Origin of the sequence: Streptomyces sp. CRCS-T-1 (genome assembly GCF_024442335.1) — a bacterium.
GTDB lineage: Bacteria > Actinomycetota > Actinomycetes > Streptomycetales > Streptomycetaceae > Streptomyces > Streptomyces koelreuteriae.
Map to the genome: position 1 here is coordinate 1,263,173 of NZ_CP101651.1, position 15,124 is coordinate 1,278,296.

Below are 15,124 nucleotides of genomic sequence, written 5' to 3' on the forward strand. Positions count from 1 at the left end.
CGGTGGCTACCCTGCCCCCATGACCACCTCTGCTGACTTCGCCGCCTACATCGCGTCCCTGCCTCGCGTCCTGGCCGGCGCCGCCGCGCTGTTCCGGGACGGCGAGGGCCGGGTCCTGCTCGTCGAGCCCAACTACCGGGAGGGCTGGACGCTGCCCGGCGGCACGATCGAGTCCGACGACGGCGAGACCCCGCGGCAGGGCGCGCGGCGCGAGACGGCCGAGGAGATCGGCCTGGACCGTGAACTCGGCCGGCTGCTGGCGGTGGACTGGGTGCACGGCCCGGGGCGTCCGCCGCTGGTGGCGTATCTGTACGACGGCGGGGTGCTCGGCGAGGACGCCTTCAAGGCGATCCGCCTCCAGGAGGAGGAGCTGCTGTCCTGGCGGCTCGTACCCCGCGAGGAACTGACCGACTACCTCCCGGGCGCCCTCGGCCGCCGTGTCCTCACCGCCCTGGACGTCCTGGCGGACGGCTCGGGCACGGCGGAGCTGGAGAACGGCCACCGGGTCGGCTGACCGGGCTCGGCGCGTCCCTCGGATATCCGTTCGCCCCGAACGGCCCGGCGTCCTACCCTCGGCTCATGGCCAAGCCCCTCGTCGCGCTCCTCACCGGGGCCGGTATCAGCACCGACTCCGGGATCCCGGACTACCGCGGGCCGAACGGGCTGTGGCGGCGGGACCCGGAGGCCGAGAAGCTCGTGACGTACGAGTACTACATGGGCGACCCGGAGATCCGGCGGCGGTCGTGGCAGATGCGGCGCAAGAACCGCACGCTGCAGGCCGAGCCCAACGCCGCCCATCGGGCCATCGCCGACCTGGAGGGGTCGGGGGTACCGGTGCGGGTGATCACGCAGAACGTGGACGGGCTGCACCAGCTCGCCGGGATGCCCGCCCGCAAGGTCCTCGAACTGCACGGCACGGCACGGAGTTTCGTCTGCACCGGCTGCCACGCCCGCGGCCCGATGCGGGACGCCCTCGCCCGGGTCGAGGCCGGTGAGGACGATCCGCCGTGTCTGGAGTGCGGCGGTGTCCTGAAGTCCGCGACGGTGATGTTCGGCGAGCGGCTCGACCCCGTCGTCCTCGGCGAGGCGGCCGCCATCAGCAAGGCCTGCGAGGTCTTCGTCGCCGTCGGCACGAGCCTGAAGGTCCAGCCCGCCGCCGGCCTCGCGGGTGTCGCCGCCGACCACGGCGCCCGTCTGATCATCGTCAACGCCGAGCCGACACCGTACGACGAGCGCGCCGACGAGCTCGTACGGGAACCCATCGGAACGGCCCTGCCCGAACTGCTGCGGAGCCTCGGCGACGCCGCCTAGAACAGCGCGGCCCCGCTCTCGAACTCCAGCAGCCTGCGCTTGCGGTCCAGGCCGCCGCCGTAGCCCGTGAGGCTGCCGTTGGCGCCGACGACGCGGTGGCAGGGGACGATGATGCCGACGGGGTTGCGGCCGTTGGCGAGGCCGACCGCGCGGGAGGCGGTGGGGGTGCCGAGGGTGGCGGCGAGTTGGCCGTAGGTGCGGGTCTCGCCGTAGGGGATGCGGCTCAGTTGCTCCCAGACGGTGCGCTGGAACGGGGTGCCCGTCAGGCGGAGTTCGACGGTGAACTCCTTGAGGTCGCCCGCGAAGTACGCCTCGAGTTGTTCCTCCGCCTCCGCGAACAGGGTGTCGTCGCGCGGGCCGAAGGTCTCCTCCGGCGGGCGGTGGCGCTGGTCGGTCATGTAGAGGCCGCACAGCACTCCGTCGTCGGCGACGAGGGTGAGGGGGCCGTAGGGACTGTCGGTCACGGTGTGGTGCTTCATCGAACATCCTTATACCGGAAGGAAGTTGATCGGGTGGCTGTCCGTCGCCCAGAGGTACTGGACGGCGTAGGCCCGCCACGGGCGCCAGGCCGCAGCCCGTGCGGTGAGCGCGGCGGGCGTGGAGGGCAGGCCGAGTTCGCGGGCGGCGCGGCGGATGCCGAGGTCGGTGGGGAGGAAGGCGTCCGGGTCGCCGAGGGCGCGCATGGCGATGACGTCGGCCGTCCAGGGGCCCAAGCCGGGCAGGGCGAGGAGCTGGGCGCGGCTGCGCGGCCAGTCGCTCTCCACTCCCAGGTGGAGTTCGCCGTCGGCGAGCTGGCGGACCAGGGTGGTGAAGGTGGTGCGGCGGCTGCGCGGCATCGCCAGTGACTCGGGGTCCAGGGCCGCGAGGGCCTCGGGGGCCGGGAAGAGGTGGGTGAGGCCGCCCTCGGGGTCGTCGACCGGTTCGCCGTGCGCGGTGACCAGGCGGGCCGCGTGGGTGCGGGCGGCGGCGGTGGAGACCTGCTGGCCGAGCACGGCCCGGACGGCGAACTCGGCCTCGTCCACCGTGCGCGGGACACGCCGGCCGGGTGCCTTGTCGACCAGCGGCGCGAGGACCGGGTCGGTGCGCAGCTGGTCGTCGATCGCGACCGGGTCGGCGTCCAGGTCGAGCAGGCGGCGGCAGCGGCTGATGGCGACGGTCAGATCGCGCAGGTCACTGAGGGTGAGGCGGCAGGCGATGTGGTCGGGGGTGGGGGTGAGGGCGACGATGCCGTGGCCGTACGGGAGGCGCAGGGTGCGGCGGTAGGAGCCGTCGCGCCACTCCTCCACCCCGGGTACGGCCGTCGCGGCGAGGTGGCCGAAGAGGTTGTCGGGGTTGAGCGGGGTCCGGAACGGCAACCGCAGGGCGAGCGCGCCGGGCGTGCTCGCGCCCTGCCGCTTCGGGGCGCGGGTGCGCAGCTCGGACGGGGACAGGGCGAAGACCTCGCGGACGGTGTCGTTGAAGGTGCGGATCGAGGCGAAGCCGGCGGCGAAGGCGAGCTGTGCCATCGGCAGGCTCGTCGTCTCGATGAGCAGCCGGGCCGTCTGGGCACGCTGGGCCCGGGCGAGCGCGAGAGGTCCCGCGCCCAGTTCGGCGAGCAGCTGGCGCTCGACCTGCCGGGTGCTGTAGCCGAGCCGGCCGGCGAGGCCCGGCACGCCCTCGCGGTCCACGACGCCGTCGGCGATCAGCCGCATGGCGCGGGCCACCAGGTCGGCGCGCTGGTTCCACTCCGGGGAGCCGGGGCTGGTGTCGGGCCGGCAGCGCTTGCAGGCCCGGAACCCGGCCTGCTGACAGGCCGCCGCGCTCGGATGGAAGACCATGTTCTCCGGCTTGGGCGGCACGACCGGGCAGCTCGGACGGCAGTAGATGCCGGTCGTCAGGACGGCCGTGAAGAACCAGCCGTCGAAGCGCGCGTCCTTGGACCGGACGGCGCGCAGGCAGCGCTCGGTGTCGGTGTGCATCCCCATCTGCATACGTCCAGCATCGGTCACCACGAGCGGGCGGGTCTGGCGAGAATCCGACATCGACCTGCCTGGACCGGGACAGATGAAGATTCATTCATGTGTTCGTGTGTGCCCGGTACGATGACGTCATGGGTCATGGAGCCGTCACCACCGCGCAGGACGCCGGCGAGCGGGTACGCCTGGACGCGGACAACGTCGCGAAGGTGGCCACCACGCTCCAGGCCCTGTCCACGCCCTCCCGGCTGCTGATCCTCGCGCGGCTGCGGGAAGGCCCGCTGCCCGCCACCGAGTTGGCGGCGGAGGTCGGCATGGAGCAGTCGGCCTGCTCGCACCAGCTGCGGCTGCTGCGCAATCTGGGCCTGGTGGTGGGCGAGCGACAGGGCCGTTCGGTGGTGTACGCGCTGCACGATCACCATGTCGCCGAGCTGCTCGACCAGGCCGTGTACCACGTGGAGCATCTGCGGCTGGGGATCAGCGACACCGCCGACTGAGGCGGCGCCGCTGTCCCTCCGTTCGTGCTATTCGGCCGCCGTAGGACGGCGTGCGGCCTCCATCGCCTCGCTCACGCGCGTCAGCGGACGCAGCCGGTAGGTGAACGCGTAGTCGCGGCCCGCGAGCAGCTTGAACTCGTCGTGGGTGTGCGCGCCCCAGCTGTTGTCACCGCCCACGCCCATCTGGCGGTGGTTGATCCGCAGGACCACCGCGTCCCTCGGGGTGAGCTGGTAGTCGTGGCGGGCGCCGACCGACAGGTCCTCCGGGGTGAAGCGTGAGGCGTTGACCTCGAGCAGCGGCTCGGCGGAGACGAGCAGTCCGCGTCCGGAGCCGTCCGTCAGCGCGGCCCAGCGGACGTCGGTCTTGTTGCCGTTCTCCTGGGGGCGCAGATAGGACGTCCACTGCCCGGAGACGGTGCCGGAGTACAGGCCCACATCGGTGCTGTTGTTGCGGTCCCACATGTTCTCCTCGGGGCCGCGGCCGTAGTAGTGCAGCCGGTCGAGGCGGCGCGGCAGGAACAGCAGGGTGCCGACCTCGGGGATGTACGGCAGGTTCGCCGCGCCCGGGTGCAGGGTGTTGTCGACCTTGATCTCGCCGTTGCCGAAGACCGTGTAGGTGGTGGAGTACGTGGACTCGGTGCCGGTGGGCAGCGTGCCGGTGACCGTGACCTCGACGGCCCGGTCGCCCAGGGGCCGCACCCGTACGTCCGTCACCTTTCGCTTCGCTCCGGCGTCGCGCCAGGTCTGGTTGCGGGTGTGATGGCCGTTGCCCCGGTCGTTGTCGGTGGGCGCCCGCCAGAAGTTCGGGACGGGGCCGGAGGTGATGAGGCGCGTGCCGGCGGCCTCGTACGACGTGATGGTGCCGGTGCTCTTGTCGAACGTGACCGAGAAGTTCTTGCCCTTGACCGAGAGGGTCTTGTCCCCGTCCGTGTGGCCCAGGGTGGGCACGCTGCCGAACGGCGCCGGTTTCACCGCGGGGCTGCCCGCGTCGAGGGCCAGTTGCTGCTTGGCCACCTCGAAGCCTGCTTTGGCCCACTTGGCGGGCTCCTTGGTGGTGAAGGAGAGCTGGAGGAAGTACTCCGTGCCCGGTTCGGGCTTGGCGGGCAGCCGCACCGGCACCTTGATGTCCTTGCTGGTCAGCGGCGCCACATCGAGTTGGTCGCGGGTCAGCCGGCCGCGCTGGACGACCTTGCCGTCGGCGACGAGGGACCAACGGCCGTCGAAATCGCGAAGGTTGGTGAAGAGATACTCGTTGGTGAGCTTGACGGCGCCGGGGCCGCCCGACGCCTGCGAGGCGTTGATCGCCTGGTAGATCTGCTTGACCTCGGCGGACTTGCCCGTGTGGCCGCGGTCGGCGGTGACGATGCCGTCGCCGGAGAAGGCGCCGTCGTTGGGGTTGTCGCCCCAGTCGCCGCCGTAGGCGTAGAAGGTCTTGTCGCGCGGGCGCTTCTCGGTGAGTCCGGCGGTGGCGGCGTCGAACCAGAACCGTACGCCCTCGTCGCCTGGGCCGCGGTCGTCCGAGGCCAGCTCCGCCGCGCTCAGCGGGCGGGCGTACACACGGGCGCGCCGGATGGTGCCGCTGAACTCCCGGGTCGGGTTGTCGACGTCGGTGGCGAGCGCCAGGGAGGCCGTGTTGTCGCCGGGGCGCCGGGTGGTCATGCGGGTGCCGCGCACCGAGCCGTCGACGTACAGGGTGAGCGTCCCCGCGTCCGCGTCGAAGACACCGGCGATGTGGTGCTCCTTGCCCGTCCAGTCGTCGGGCAGTGCCCAGCTCGCGGTGACCCACTGGCCGCCGCCGTGGATGAAGAACTCCAGTGTCCTGTCGGACTGTTTGAGGGCGTACTGGGTGTCGCCCTTGGCGATGATGGGCTGGTGGAAGCCGGTCACGCGCGGGGTGACCCAGGCCTCCAGCGTGAGGGAGCCGGTGAGGTCGAGGCGGGCGTCGCGAGGGAAGACGGTGCCGCCGGAGACGCCCTTGGCCCGGTCGAAGGTGCCGGCGGACGCGATGACCTCGCCGCGCAGGGCGCCCGGGCCGGACTCGGTGAGCAGCTTGCGGGTGGGGGTGGGCCAGCGCAGGGCCTGGTCGACGAAGTCCCAGATCCAGCCGCCCTGGAGGACGTCGTAGCGGCGGACGATGTCCCAGTACTTCTTGAAGTTGCCGTTGGAGTTCCCCATGCCGTGGGAGTACTCGACCATCACGTACGGCCGTTTGTCGTTCGTGTCCTTGGCGCGCTGCTCGACCCGCTGCGGGCTGTCGTACATCTCGGAGCGGATGTCGCTGATGCCGGGGCGGTCGTCGCCCTCGTACTGGATGACGCGGGTGGGGTCGTAGCCGCGGATCCAGTCGTACATGGCGTTGAAGGTGGTGCCGCCGCCCGCCTCGTTGCCGAGGGACCAGATGACCACCGAGGCGTGGTTCTTGTCGCGGTGGACCATGTTCTGGGCGCGGACCACGCACGCCTCGGTCCACTCGGGGTGGCCGCTGCCGGGGAACTTGTCGCGGATGCCGTGGGTTTCGAGGTTGGTCTCGTCCACGAGGTAGAGGCCGTACTCGTCGGCGAGCTCCAGCCACAGCGGGCTGTTGGGATAGTGCGAGGTGCGGACGCTGTTGATGTTGAGGCGCTTGATGATCTCGATGTCCTCGATCATCTGCGCGCGGGTGAGCGCCGAACCGGTGACCGGGTGCATCTCGTGCCGGTTGGTGCCACGGAAGGACACCGGCTTGCCGTTGATGCGCATCAGGCCGTCCTTGAGCGCGAACTCGCGGAAGCCGACCCGGTGCGAGAGCGTCTCGACGACCTTGCCGGCCGGGTCGCGCAGCCGCAGCACGGCGGTGTAGAGGTTCGGGTGCTCGGCCGACCAGAGCTTCGGCGAGGGGACGGCTCTGGACGCCTCGGCGGTGGCCTCGTCCCCGGCCGGGACGTCGACGGGCTGCTGGAGCGGCCGGGACCAGACGGCGTGGCCGCGCGCGTCGTAGAGCTGGGTCTCGACGGTGTAGCGGCCCGCGCCCTCGCCGCCGTAGTCGCGGACGTGCGCGGTGACCTTGAGCTCGGCGGAGGCGTAGTCGTCGCCGAGCGGGGTGTCCAGTTTGAAGTCGCGCAGGTGCACGGAGGGCGTGGAGTACAGGTGGACCGAGCGGAAGATGCCGCTCAGCCGGATCATGTCCTGGTCCTCCAGCCACTCGGCGTCGGAGTAGCGGTAGACCTCGACGGCGATCTGGTTGGTGCCCGGCTTGAGGTGGGGGGTGATGTCGTACTCGGCGGAGGTGTAGGAGTCCTCGTGGTAGCCCGCCAGCTCGCCGTTGATCCACACGTAGTGGGCGGACTTGACGCCCTCGAAGTGCAGGAAGGTGCGCCGGCCCGACCAGTTCTTGGGAACCGTGAACGTACGGCGGTACTGGCCGACGGGGTTGTAGCGGGTCGGGGCGGCCGGCGGCTGGGCGTCCTCGCCGCCGCCGTTGGGGCCCCACCAGGGGTAGGTGATGTTGATGTAGATCGGGAAGTCGTAGCCGTGCAACTGCCAGGCCGAGGGCACGGGGATGGTGTCCCAGCCGGAGTCGTCGACGTCGGTGCGGTAGAAGTCGGTGTCCCGGTCGTCGGGCCGGTCGGCGTAGGCGAACTTCCACTTGCCGTCGAGGCTCTGCCGGTACGGGGAGCGCGTGCGGTCGGCGTCCAGCGCCTGCCCGAGGTCCGCGTACGGCATGAGCGTGGTGTGCGGTGGCTCGGTGCCCACCCGGTACACGCTCAGTCCGTCGTTCCACTCCGGAGGGCCGTCCGCCGCCGGGCGCCGGCCGGCCGCGTGCGCTGCGGTGGGCGACGCCGAGAGGGCGAGCGCGCCGAGCACGGCGGCGCCCCCTTCGAGCAGACGGCGGCGGCTGACTACGGGGCGGTCGGCGGGAGACGGGAGCGGGTGCGGGTGCGGCATGACCGTGGCCTTCCTCGGTTCGACAGGGTGCTGCACGGACTGAGGGCGCGTCAGACGCGATCCTCAACTGCACATCCTTGATGGGTGTTTCTGTTGGGATGCGTGTCAACTGACGGTGACGGAGCAACTGCTGAGCAGGGCACACCCTAGGACTCGCACACAATCGAATCAATGACCCCGTCGGACTTTGTGCGGTCCTGATGGTTCAGCTCGTGAGGAAGGCGAGCAACGCGCTGGTGAGCAGGGCGGGCGCGTCCAGCGGGACGAGGTGACCGGCCTCCGGGACGGGCACCAGCCGGGCGCCGGGGATCAGGCCGGCCAGTTCCTGTCCCTTGGCGAAGGGGATCCAGGTGTCCTCGGTGCCCCAGCACACCGTGACGGGCAGATCGATCGTGGGGTACAGCGGCTGGATCTCGTCGGTGTAGCGCTGGTCGGCCTGCGCGATCTGGCGGTAGAAGGCACCCTGGCCCCGCTCCCCCGTCCACGGCCCGACCAGCGCGTCGAGTGCTTCGGGACGCAGACCGGGACGGCTCGCGGACGTCACGTACTCCCGCACCAGGGCCTCGTGCAGCGGCGCGGGCAACTGCTCGAAGACGTGGCTGTGCTCCGCGACCAGCCGGAAGAAGGGGGAACCCCAGGGTTCCAGTGCCACCGGGTCGACCAGCGCGAGCCGCCGGTAGCGGGCGCCGTGCAGCAGATGGGCGCGCAGGGCCACGCAGCCGCCGAAGTCGTGCGCGACGACGGACGGCTCCCGAAGGCCCCAGTGCTCCAGCAGCCCGGTGAAGATCTCGCCCTGGGCGCCCAGCGAGACGTCCTGGTCCGGGTACATGCCGGAGGCGCCGTAGCCCGCCATGTCCCACACGTGCACGAGGTGGCCGGCGGCCGCGAGAGCCGGAGCGATCTCGTGCCATACGTACGACGAGAAGGGCGTCCCGTGCAGCAGCACGACCGGCTCACCGGCCGGATCCCCGAGCCGGTCCCAGCGGACGGTGCCCGACGCCGTCTCCAGACTCTCCCGCAACGACCAGTCACCCATGACGGCGCTCCCTCTCCGCGGACCGAACTCTGTACCGACCCTCGATTTTTTGTCATTTCGGCGCGACAGTGTCGCTTCACCGACCGTACTGTGACCTCATCGGACTGCCTGTGCAACGGATCTTGGCCGGACCTTTTGCCGCGCCGAAAGGAGCGGCTCGAATGAACGGGTATGCGACCTCGGATCGCGACTCCGTCACGGCCGCGCCCGGCGGGCTGCTGGACCTGCTGAAGGTCGCGGCCGTGGTCCTGGACGCGGGCGGGCACATCGCCCTGTGGAGCCCCGAGATCGAGCAGCTGCTCGGCTACACCCCGGCGGAGGCCCTGCACCAGCGCGCCGACACACTCCTGGTCGCCCCCGAGAACCGGGCCCGGGGCAGGGAACTGTTCGCCCAGGTCAGCTCGGGGGCCCGCTGGGCCGGTGTCTTCCCGCTGCGGCACAAGGACGGCACGGACCGGGCCGTGGAGTTCCGTACGATGCGACTCCTCGACCCCGAGGGGCAGCCCCATCTGCTGGGTCTCGCCACCGACGCGACGACCGTACGGATCGTGGAGCGGGACCTCGCGCTCTCGCACAGCCTCGTCAACCAGACCCCGCTCGGCATCGCCGTCTTCGACAACGACCTGCGCTGGGTCGGGGTCAATCCCGCGCTGGAGCGGATGAACGGCGTGCCCGAGGAGGCCGTGCTGGGGCGCCGGGTCGGCGAGGTGCTGCCGGACCTGGACGTGGAGGCCATCGAGGGCCGGATGCGGCATGTCCTGGAGACCGGCAGACCCCTGCTCGACCAGCAGACCATCGGCCGTACGGCGGCGGACGTCCAGGATCGCGCCTACTCGGAGTCGTACCACCGCATCGAGGACAGCGAGGGGCGGGTGCTGGGCCTCGCGATGGCCGTCCTGGACGTCACCGAGCGCCAGCAGGCCGCGGCCGAGGTCGCCCAGGCCCGCCGGCATCTGTCGGTGATCGCCGACGCCGGGGTGCGGATCGGCACCACGCTGGACCTCCAGCAGACCGCCCGGGAACTGGCCGACGTGGTGGTGTCGCAGCTCGCCGACCTGGCCGCCGTGGACGTGCTGGAGTCCGTCGTGGCCCACGGCACCATCGCGCCGGTGTCGGGCGGCGCCCCGGCCGAGTTCCGGGCGCTGGCCGTCGCCGCCGGGTACCCCACCGACGCCATCCACGCCGCCGACCCGGTCGGTGAACTCGCCACCTACGGTTCGTCACGGATCATCACGCAGTGCGTCCGCAGCGCCCGCCCCGTCCTGGTCGAGCGCGTGGACACGAAGATGATGCGGCGGATCGCCCGGGACGCGCGGGCCGCCAAGACCCTGCACGACGCCGGAGCGCACTCCTATCTGGCGGTGCCGCTGATGGCCCGGGGCAAGGTGCTCGGCACGCTCACCCTCTACCGCACGGTCGACGAGCGCCCCTTCGACGACCGGGACCGGGTGCTCGCCTCGGAACTCGCAGCGCGCGCCGCCATCTGCATCGACAACGCGCGCCTCTACGGACGCGAGCGCGGCACCGCCCTGACCCTCCAGCGCAGCCTGCTTCCCGCCGCGCCCGCCGAGCAGGAGGGGCTCGACATCGCCGCCCGCTACCGTCCGGCCCTCAGCGAGGTCGGCGGCGACTGGTACGACGTACTGCCGCTGGGCCCGGGGCGCACCGCGCTCGTGGTGGGGGACGTCATGGGCAAGGGCGTCCAGGCCGCGGCGATCATGGGGCAGCTCAGCACGGCGACGCGGGCGCTGGCCCGGCTGGATCTGCCGCCCGCGGAGCTGCTGCGGCACCTGGACGACATCGCCGGTTCGCTCGGCGACGCGATCGCCACGTGCGTGTACGCGGTGTGCGACCTGCGGCGCGGCACCTGTTCCCTGTCCAGCGCCGGTCATCTGCCGCCCGTGCTCGCCGGAGCGGACGGCAGCGCGAAGCTCGTCGACGTGCCCGGCGGTGTACCGCTCGGGGTCGGGGGCGTGGAGTTCGGCACCGTGGAGGTGGAGCTTCCGCCGGGCTCGCTGCTCGCCCTGTACACGGACGGGCTGGTCGAGAACCGCGGGGAGCCGATCGACACCGGGCTCAGCACGCTGACCCACCTGCTGCGCAACGCGGGGCCCAATCTGCAGCGGACCAGCGACAGCCTTCTCAGCGCGCTGAGCCCGGAGCCCGACGACGATGTGGCGCTGCTGCTGGTGCGCACGCGCCTCTGAGCGCTCGGGCTTTAATTCCCTGGCCTGAGCGGCGGCAACTGTTAGCATGTTTGTGTGAGTTACGTCTTCTACATCTGATCCGGGCCACCGGCTCCGCCCCCGCCCGGGGCGCTGAGAGCCGCGACGTCGCCCACGGCCCGCCCTGTTCTGGGCCCGGCCGTCCGTCGGATCCGATGGCCCGCTCGCATCCCCGCTTCTGCCGGGGGTGAAGTGTGCCTCCTCACGGAGGAAGAGACAGTGACCACCCTTGTTCTGCCCGCCCGCGACCGGGCCCAGCTGACCTGCGCCGCGATCCGCGTCGACCGCGGAGGCCGCACCGTGCTGCACGACGTCGACATGAAGGTCTCCCCCAGGTCGCGCTGGGGCGTCGTCGGCGAGAACGGCCGCGGCAAGTCGACCCTGCTGCACGTCCTGGCCGGGCTCCTCGCCCCGGACGAGGGGAGCGTGCACCGTGTGGGCACCCTCGCCCTGGCCGAGCAGGAGATGCCCGCCGAGGACGAGCGCACGGTCGGCGACTTCATCGACACGTACCTGGCCGACGCCCGTGCGGCCCTGCGCGATCTGGACGCCGCGGCGGACGCGCTCGCGGCGGAGGAGCCCGGAGCCGGGAAGGCCTACGCGGACGCCCTTGAGGTGGCGCAGGCGCTGGACGCCTGGGACGCCGACCGCCGGGTGGACGTCGCCCTGGACGGACTCGGGGCGGTGAGCGACCGGGCCCGTCCGCTGGCCACACTGTCGGTCGGCCAGCGCTACCGGATCCGGCTGGCCTGTCTGCTGGGCGCCGAGTACGACTTCCTGCTGCTGGACGAGCCCACCAACCACCTGGACCTGGCGGGGCTGGAGTACCTCACCGCCAGGCTGCGGGCGCATGCCGGCGGCGTCGTGGTGGTCAGTCACGACCGGGCGCTCCTCGCGGACGTGGCCACCACGATCCTCGATCTCGACCCCACCCGGGACGGCCGGCCGGGGGTGTACGGCGGCGGCTACGCGGGCTATCGCGAGGGGCGGGAGGCCGAACTGGTCCGCTGGGAGGAGGAGTACGAGCAGCAGCAGACCGAGCACGCGCGTCTGAAGCAGTCCCTGTCCGAGGCGCAGAACCGGCTGAGCACCGGCTGGCGTCCGGACAAGGGCACGGGCAAACATCAGCGGGCCACCCGGGCCGGTGCGCTGGTGCGGTCCGTCCACCGGCGGCAGGACGATCTGGACCGGCACAAGGTGACGGCGCCGGTGCCGCCCCGGCGTTTCTCGCTGCCCGAGCTGCCCGACCGGCCGGGTGCTGTCCTGCTGCGTGTGGAGGAGGTGACGGTCGGGGGGCGCCTGCACGACTCGACGAGCCTGTCGGTGACGTCCGGCGACCGGCTGGCCGTGACCGGCCCGAACGGGGCGGGCAAGTCCACGCTGCTGTCCGTCCTGGCCGGGCGGCTGACCCCCGGCTCGGGGCGGGTGCACCGGGCGCGCAGGGTGCGGCTGCGGCTGCTCGGGCAGGAGTCGCCGCGGGCGTCGCGCCGACGGGCTCGTGACCTCTACGAGGCGCACACCGCCGAGCTCGTCACGGCGGGCGTGCTGAAGGAGGGCGAGGTGGTGGAGCTCGGCTCGCTGGGCCTGCTCACCTCACGCGACACCGACAAGCCCGTGGCCGAGCTGTCGATGGGTCAGCAACGACGCCTCGACCTGGCCCTGGCCCTCGCCGCCCGCCCACACGTCCTGCTCCTGGACGAACCCACCAACCATCTGTCCATCGCCCTGGTCGACGAACTCACCGAGGCCCTGCACACCACGCGGGCAGCCATCGTCCTGGCCACCCACGACCGCCAACTCCAACGCGACATCGCCGCGTGGCCCCGCGTCGCACTGTCGCAGCGACGGTGGACGGAACCGACCCGGGGGTGACCACGACGATCCGGTGATGCCGGGCGGCCTTGGGGGCAGGGCGTGTGCTCCCGGGGTGGGTCGGTCTGCCCGGCGCGGGCGTGAGGCATGGGAACGCCCAGGGTGCCCGCGCAGGGAATCCGCGGTGTCTCATGATCGCCCGCCCCCTGGCCTATCCGCCTACCCGGGACGAGCGCCAAGGGGCGGCACGCCCAACCGGACCCGTCTGCCCGGGCAGACGCGGCTCAGCCGGAACGTCCATCGGGTCGGCTTGCCCGGGCAGACACGGCTCGGCCGGTACGCCCGACCGCTGCCCCCTGCCCGGGCTGACGCGGCGCAGCCGGAACGCCCGGCCGGATCCGTCTCAGGCAGGTCCGCCCTGACGCGTCCGCAGGCGAAGACCGGTCGGAGTCTCAGGTCGCCGGGCAGGCCCGCACTCCGGGCCGGCTCGGTGGTCCGCCCGGAGCGCCGCGGGGGCTCAGCGATGGCTCGGGGTCTCTTCGAAGGGCTCCCAGGCGTCGTCCTTCTTCACCGTGCACAGGGCCCAGATGATGAACCCGGAGATGGCGATCATCACGACCGACCAGACCGGATAGGACGGCAGGGAGAGGAAGTTGGCGATGATGATGAGTCCGGCGATGCCCACGCCGGCGACGCGTGCCCAGGTCGACGCCTGGAACAGCCCCATGCTGACGAGTACGGCGACCGCGCCCAGGACCAGGTGGATCCAGCCCCAGCTCGTGAGGTCGAACGCGAAGACGTAGTTGGGGGTCGAGAGGAACACCTCGTCCTCGGCGATCGCCGCGATGCCACGCATGATGCCCAGGATCCCACCGATCATGAGCATGACGGCGGCGAAGACCATCAGACCGACGGCCCATTCGCGTTTCGCCGTCGAGTGCGCGTGCGTAGGGTGTGTGGCGGTCATCCTGCTGCCTCGTTTCTGTCGGGGGCTAGGGTTCCGACGGACCGGAGCCGCTCAGGACCAGCTCCTTCGCCCTGCGGAACTCGTCGTCCGTGATGTCACCGCGGGCGCGGATCTCGGACAGCCTGGCAAGTTCGTCGACGCTGCTCCCCCGTCCCTCGCCGCCCTTGGCGGTCTCCCGTATGTAGCTGTCGAAGGCCTCCTGCTGCGCCCGAGCCTGGGACCTTTCCCGGCGGCCCATGTTCTTGCCCCGCGCGACGACGTAGACGAACACGCCGAGGAAGGGCAGGACGATGCAGAACACCAGCCAGCCGGTCTTGGCCCAGCCGCTCAGTTCGTCGTCACGGAAGATGTCCAGAACGACGCGGAAGAGCAGCACGAACCACATGATCCACAGGAAGAACCACAGCATCGTCCAGAAGGCGCTCAACAGCGGAAAGTCGTACGCCAGGTAGGTCTGCGCACTCATGCTCACTCCTCCGTCCCGGGCACACGCCGCCCGGCAAGCCGTTCCGTGCCGCACTCAGCGTGCCCATGTCCGGCACGGGGCCGCCTCACCCGGCACGGGTGATCGTGCCGGGTGAGGCGGATGCCGGCCGCGGACGGCGTCTCCCGCCTCACCAAGACGTCGCCCGCCTCACTGAGGCGAGCCCCACGTCCGGCCAGTACGCACGGCACGGCCTGGCGCGGCCCGGCCGCCGACTCACCCGCGGCGGGTGATCCGTTCCCGGCGCCGCGGCGGTGAGGTGGAGAGCGCACCCCACAGGATCGAGAGACATGAGATGAACGATCCAGCGGCCGCCCGGACCGAGCCCGCGAAGCCTCGGCGGGCGCCGGAGCGACATCCGCGGCCGGAGGGCCGGAGGCGGCACGCGAAGGCCGCCGTCCTGGTGCGCGCGGCGCTCATCGCGACCGGACTCGTCACCGTCTACTACGTGCTGCCCCTGGACGGTCGCAGTACCGGCACCGGCACCACGGTGCTGCTCGCCTGCGGCCTGCTGCTGGTCGTCCTGGTCTTCTGGTGGGAGGTGCAGGCCATCGCCCACTCGCCCTTCCCCCGGCTGAAGGCGGTAGAGGCCTTGGCCGCCACGCTCGTCCTGTTCGTCCTGCTCTTCGCGGGCACCTACTTCCTGCTGGAGCATTCCAGCCCGGGTTCCTTCAGCGAGCCGCTGACCAAGACGGACTCCCTGTACTTCACCCTCACCACGTTCACCACCGTCGGGTACGGCGACATCGTCGCCCGGTCCCAGACGGGACGAGTGCTGACGATGTGTCAAATGATGGGCGGGCTGCTGCTGGTGGGCGTGGCGGCACGCATCCTCGCCGGCGCGGTGCAGACCGGGCTGCGCAGACGGGGCCACGAGCCGACGGAGGACTTCCCCTCCCGGCGGGAGGACTGA

The 15,124-nt window shown here is 71.6% G+C and carries 12 protein-coding genes; 6 read left to right on the top strand and 6 right to left on the bottom strand.

Annotated features, from left to right (window positions below):
• The first annotated feature begins 19 nt into the window (after window positions 1-19).
• Window positions 20-514 (top strand): NUDIX hydrolase, encoded by a 495-nt coding sequence (locus NNW99_RS05640; RefSeq protein ID WP_215117590.1) that lies wholly within the window; start codon window positions 20-22, stop codon window positions 512-514.
• Between the two features lie 65 nt (window positions 515-579).
• Entirely contained in the window at window positions 580-1,311 is a 732-nt protein-coding gene (locus NNW99_RS05645; protein WP_215117591.1) for a Sir2 family NAD-dependent protein deacetylase, read from the top strand.
• Here NNW99_RS05645 and NNW99_RS05650 read toward each other — a convergent pair.
• Together NNW99_RS05650 and NNW99_RS05655 are read right to left on the bottom strand one after the other, a co-directional pair.
• Window positions 1,308-1,790: a methylated-DNA--[protein]-cysteine S-methyltransferase gene (locus NNW99_RS05650; protein WP_215117592.1), complete on the bottom strand. Its 483-nt coding sequence runs from the start codon at window positions 1,788-1,790 to the stop codon at window positions 1,308-1,310. The genes NNW99_RS05645 and NNW99_RS05650 overlap by 4 nt on opposite strands.
• Before the next feature lie 9 nt (window positions 1,791-1,799).
• Window positions 1,800-3,269, bottom strand: coding sequence for an AlkA N-terminal domain-containing protein (locus NNW99_RS05655; protein ID WP_215117593.1), 1,470 nt, complete (start codon window positions 3,267-3,269; stop codon window positions 1,800-1,802).
• Between the two features lie 131 nt (window positions 3,270-3,400).
• Between NNW99_RS05655 and NNW99_RS05660 the strand changes: the two genes are divergently transcribed.
• Entirely contained in the window at window positions 3,401-3,763 is a 363-nt protein-coding gene (locus NNW99_RS05660; protein ID WP_189726259.1) for a metalloregulator ArsR/SmtB family transcription factor, read from the top strand.
• Between the two features lie 27 nt (window positions 3,764-3,790).
• On the opposite strand, the gene NNW99_RS05665 is transcribed toward NNW99_RS05660, so the two are convergent.
• Window positions 3,791-7,687, bottom strand: coding sequence for a glycoside hydrolase family 2 TIM barrel-domain containing protein (locus NNW99_RS05665; protein WP_215117594.1), 3,897 nt, complete (start codon window positions 7,685-7,687; stop codon window positions 3,791-3,793).
• Window positions 7,688-7,892: 205 nt separating this feature from the next.
• Window positions 7,893-8,723: an alpha/beta fold hydrolase gene (locus tag NNW99_RS05670; protein ID WP_215117595.1), complete on the bottom strand. Its 831-nt coding sequence runs from the start codon at window positions 8,721-8,723 to the stop codon at window positions 7,893-7,895.
• A 161-nt stretch (window positions 8,724-8,884) separates the two neighbouring features.
• Here NNW99_RS05670 and NNW99_RS05675 point away from each other — a divergent pair, with 161 nt between their 5' ends.
• Complete coding sequence (locus tag NNW99_RS05675) at window positions 8,885-10,930, top strand: SpoIIE family protein phosphatase (RefSeq protein ID WP_215117596.1); 2,046 nt, start codon at window positions 8,885-8,887, stop codon at window positions 10,928-10,930.
• Between the two features lie 237 nt (window positions 10,931-11,167).
• Window positions 11,168-12,820 (top strand): ATP-binding cassette domain-containing protein, encoded by a 1,653-nt coding sequence (locus tag NNW99_RS05680; protein ID WP_251057715.1) that lies wholly within the window; start codon window positions 11,168-11,170, stop codon window positions 12,818-12,820.
• A gap of 457 nt (window positions 12,821-13,277) precedes the next feature.
• On the opposite strand, the gene NNW99_RS05685 is transcribed toward NNW99_RS05680, so the two are convergent.
• Window positions 13,278-13,727 carry a hypothetical protein gene (locus NNW99_RS05685; protein ID WP_215117598.1) on the bottom strand — a complete coding sequence of 150 codons (450 nt, stop codon included), beginning with the start codon at window positions 13,725-13,727 and terminating at the stop codon, window positions 13,278-13,280.
• A gap of 25 nt (window positions 13,728-13,752) precedes the next feature.
• Window positions 13,753-14,193, bottom strand: coding sequence for an SHOCT domain-containing protein (locus NNW99_RS05690; RefSeq protein ID WP_215117599.1), 441 nt, complete (start codon window positions 14,191-14,193; stop codon window positions 13,753-13,755).
• A gap of 313 nt (window positions 14,194-14,506) precedes the next feature.
• Between NNW99_RS05690 and NNW99_RS05695 the strand changes: the two genes are divergently transcribed.
• The gene (locus NNW99_RS05695) at window positions 14,507-15,124 is read left to right on the top strand and encodes a potassium channel family protein (protein WP_215117600.1); all 618 of its coding nucleotides are present in this window, start codon (window positions 14,507-14,509) and stop codon (window positions 15,122-15,124) included.

Bases quoted from the DNA above. Each gene is read 5' to 3' on its own strand.
- NNW99_RS05690 (WP_215117599.1), bottom strand. From the start codon at position 14,193: ATGAGTGCGCAGACCTACCTGGCGTACGACTTTCCGCTGTTGAGCGCC.
- NNW99_RS05665 (WP_215117594.1), bottom strand. From the start codon at position 7,687: ATGCCGCACCCGCACCCGCTCCCGTCTCCCGCCGACCGCCCCGTAGTC.
- NNW99_RS05640 (WP_215117590.1), top strand. From the start codon at position 20: ATGACCACCTCTGCTGACTTCGCCGCCTACATCGCGTCCCTGCCTCGC.
- NNW99_RS05660 (WP_189726259.1), top strand. From the start codon at position 3,401: ATGGGTCATGGAGCCGTCACCACCGCGCAGGACGCCGGCGAGCGGGTA.
- NNW99_RS05645 (WP_215117591.1), top strand. From the start codon at position 580: ATGGCCAAGCCCCTCGTCGCGCTCCTCACCGGGGCCGGTATCAGCACC.
- NNW99_RS05685 (WP_215117598.1), bottom strand. From the start codon at position 13,727: ATGACCGCCACACACCCTACGCACGCGCACTCGACGGCGAAACGCGAA.
- NNW99_RS05675 (WP_215117596.1), top strand. From the start codon at position 8,885: ATGAACGGGTATGCGACCTCGGATCGCGACTCCGTCACGGCCGCGCCC.
- NNW99_RS05655 (WP_215117593.1), bottom strand. From the start codon at position 3,269: ATGCACACCGACACCGAGCGCTGCCTGCGCGCCGTCCGGTCCAAGGAC.
- NNW99_RS05650 (WP_215117592.1), bottom strand. From the start codon at position 1,790: ATGAAGCACCACACCGTGACCGACAGTCCCTACGGCCCCCTCACCCTC.
- NNW99_RS05670 (WP_215117595.1), bottom strand. From the start codon at position 8,723: ATGGGTGACTGGTCGTTGCGGGAGAGTCTGGAGACGGCGTCGGGCACC.
- NNW99_RS05695 (WP_215117600.1), top strand. From the start codon at position 14,507: ATGAACGATCCAGCGGCCGCCCGGACCGAGCCCGCGAAGCCTCGGCGG.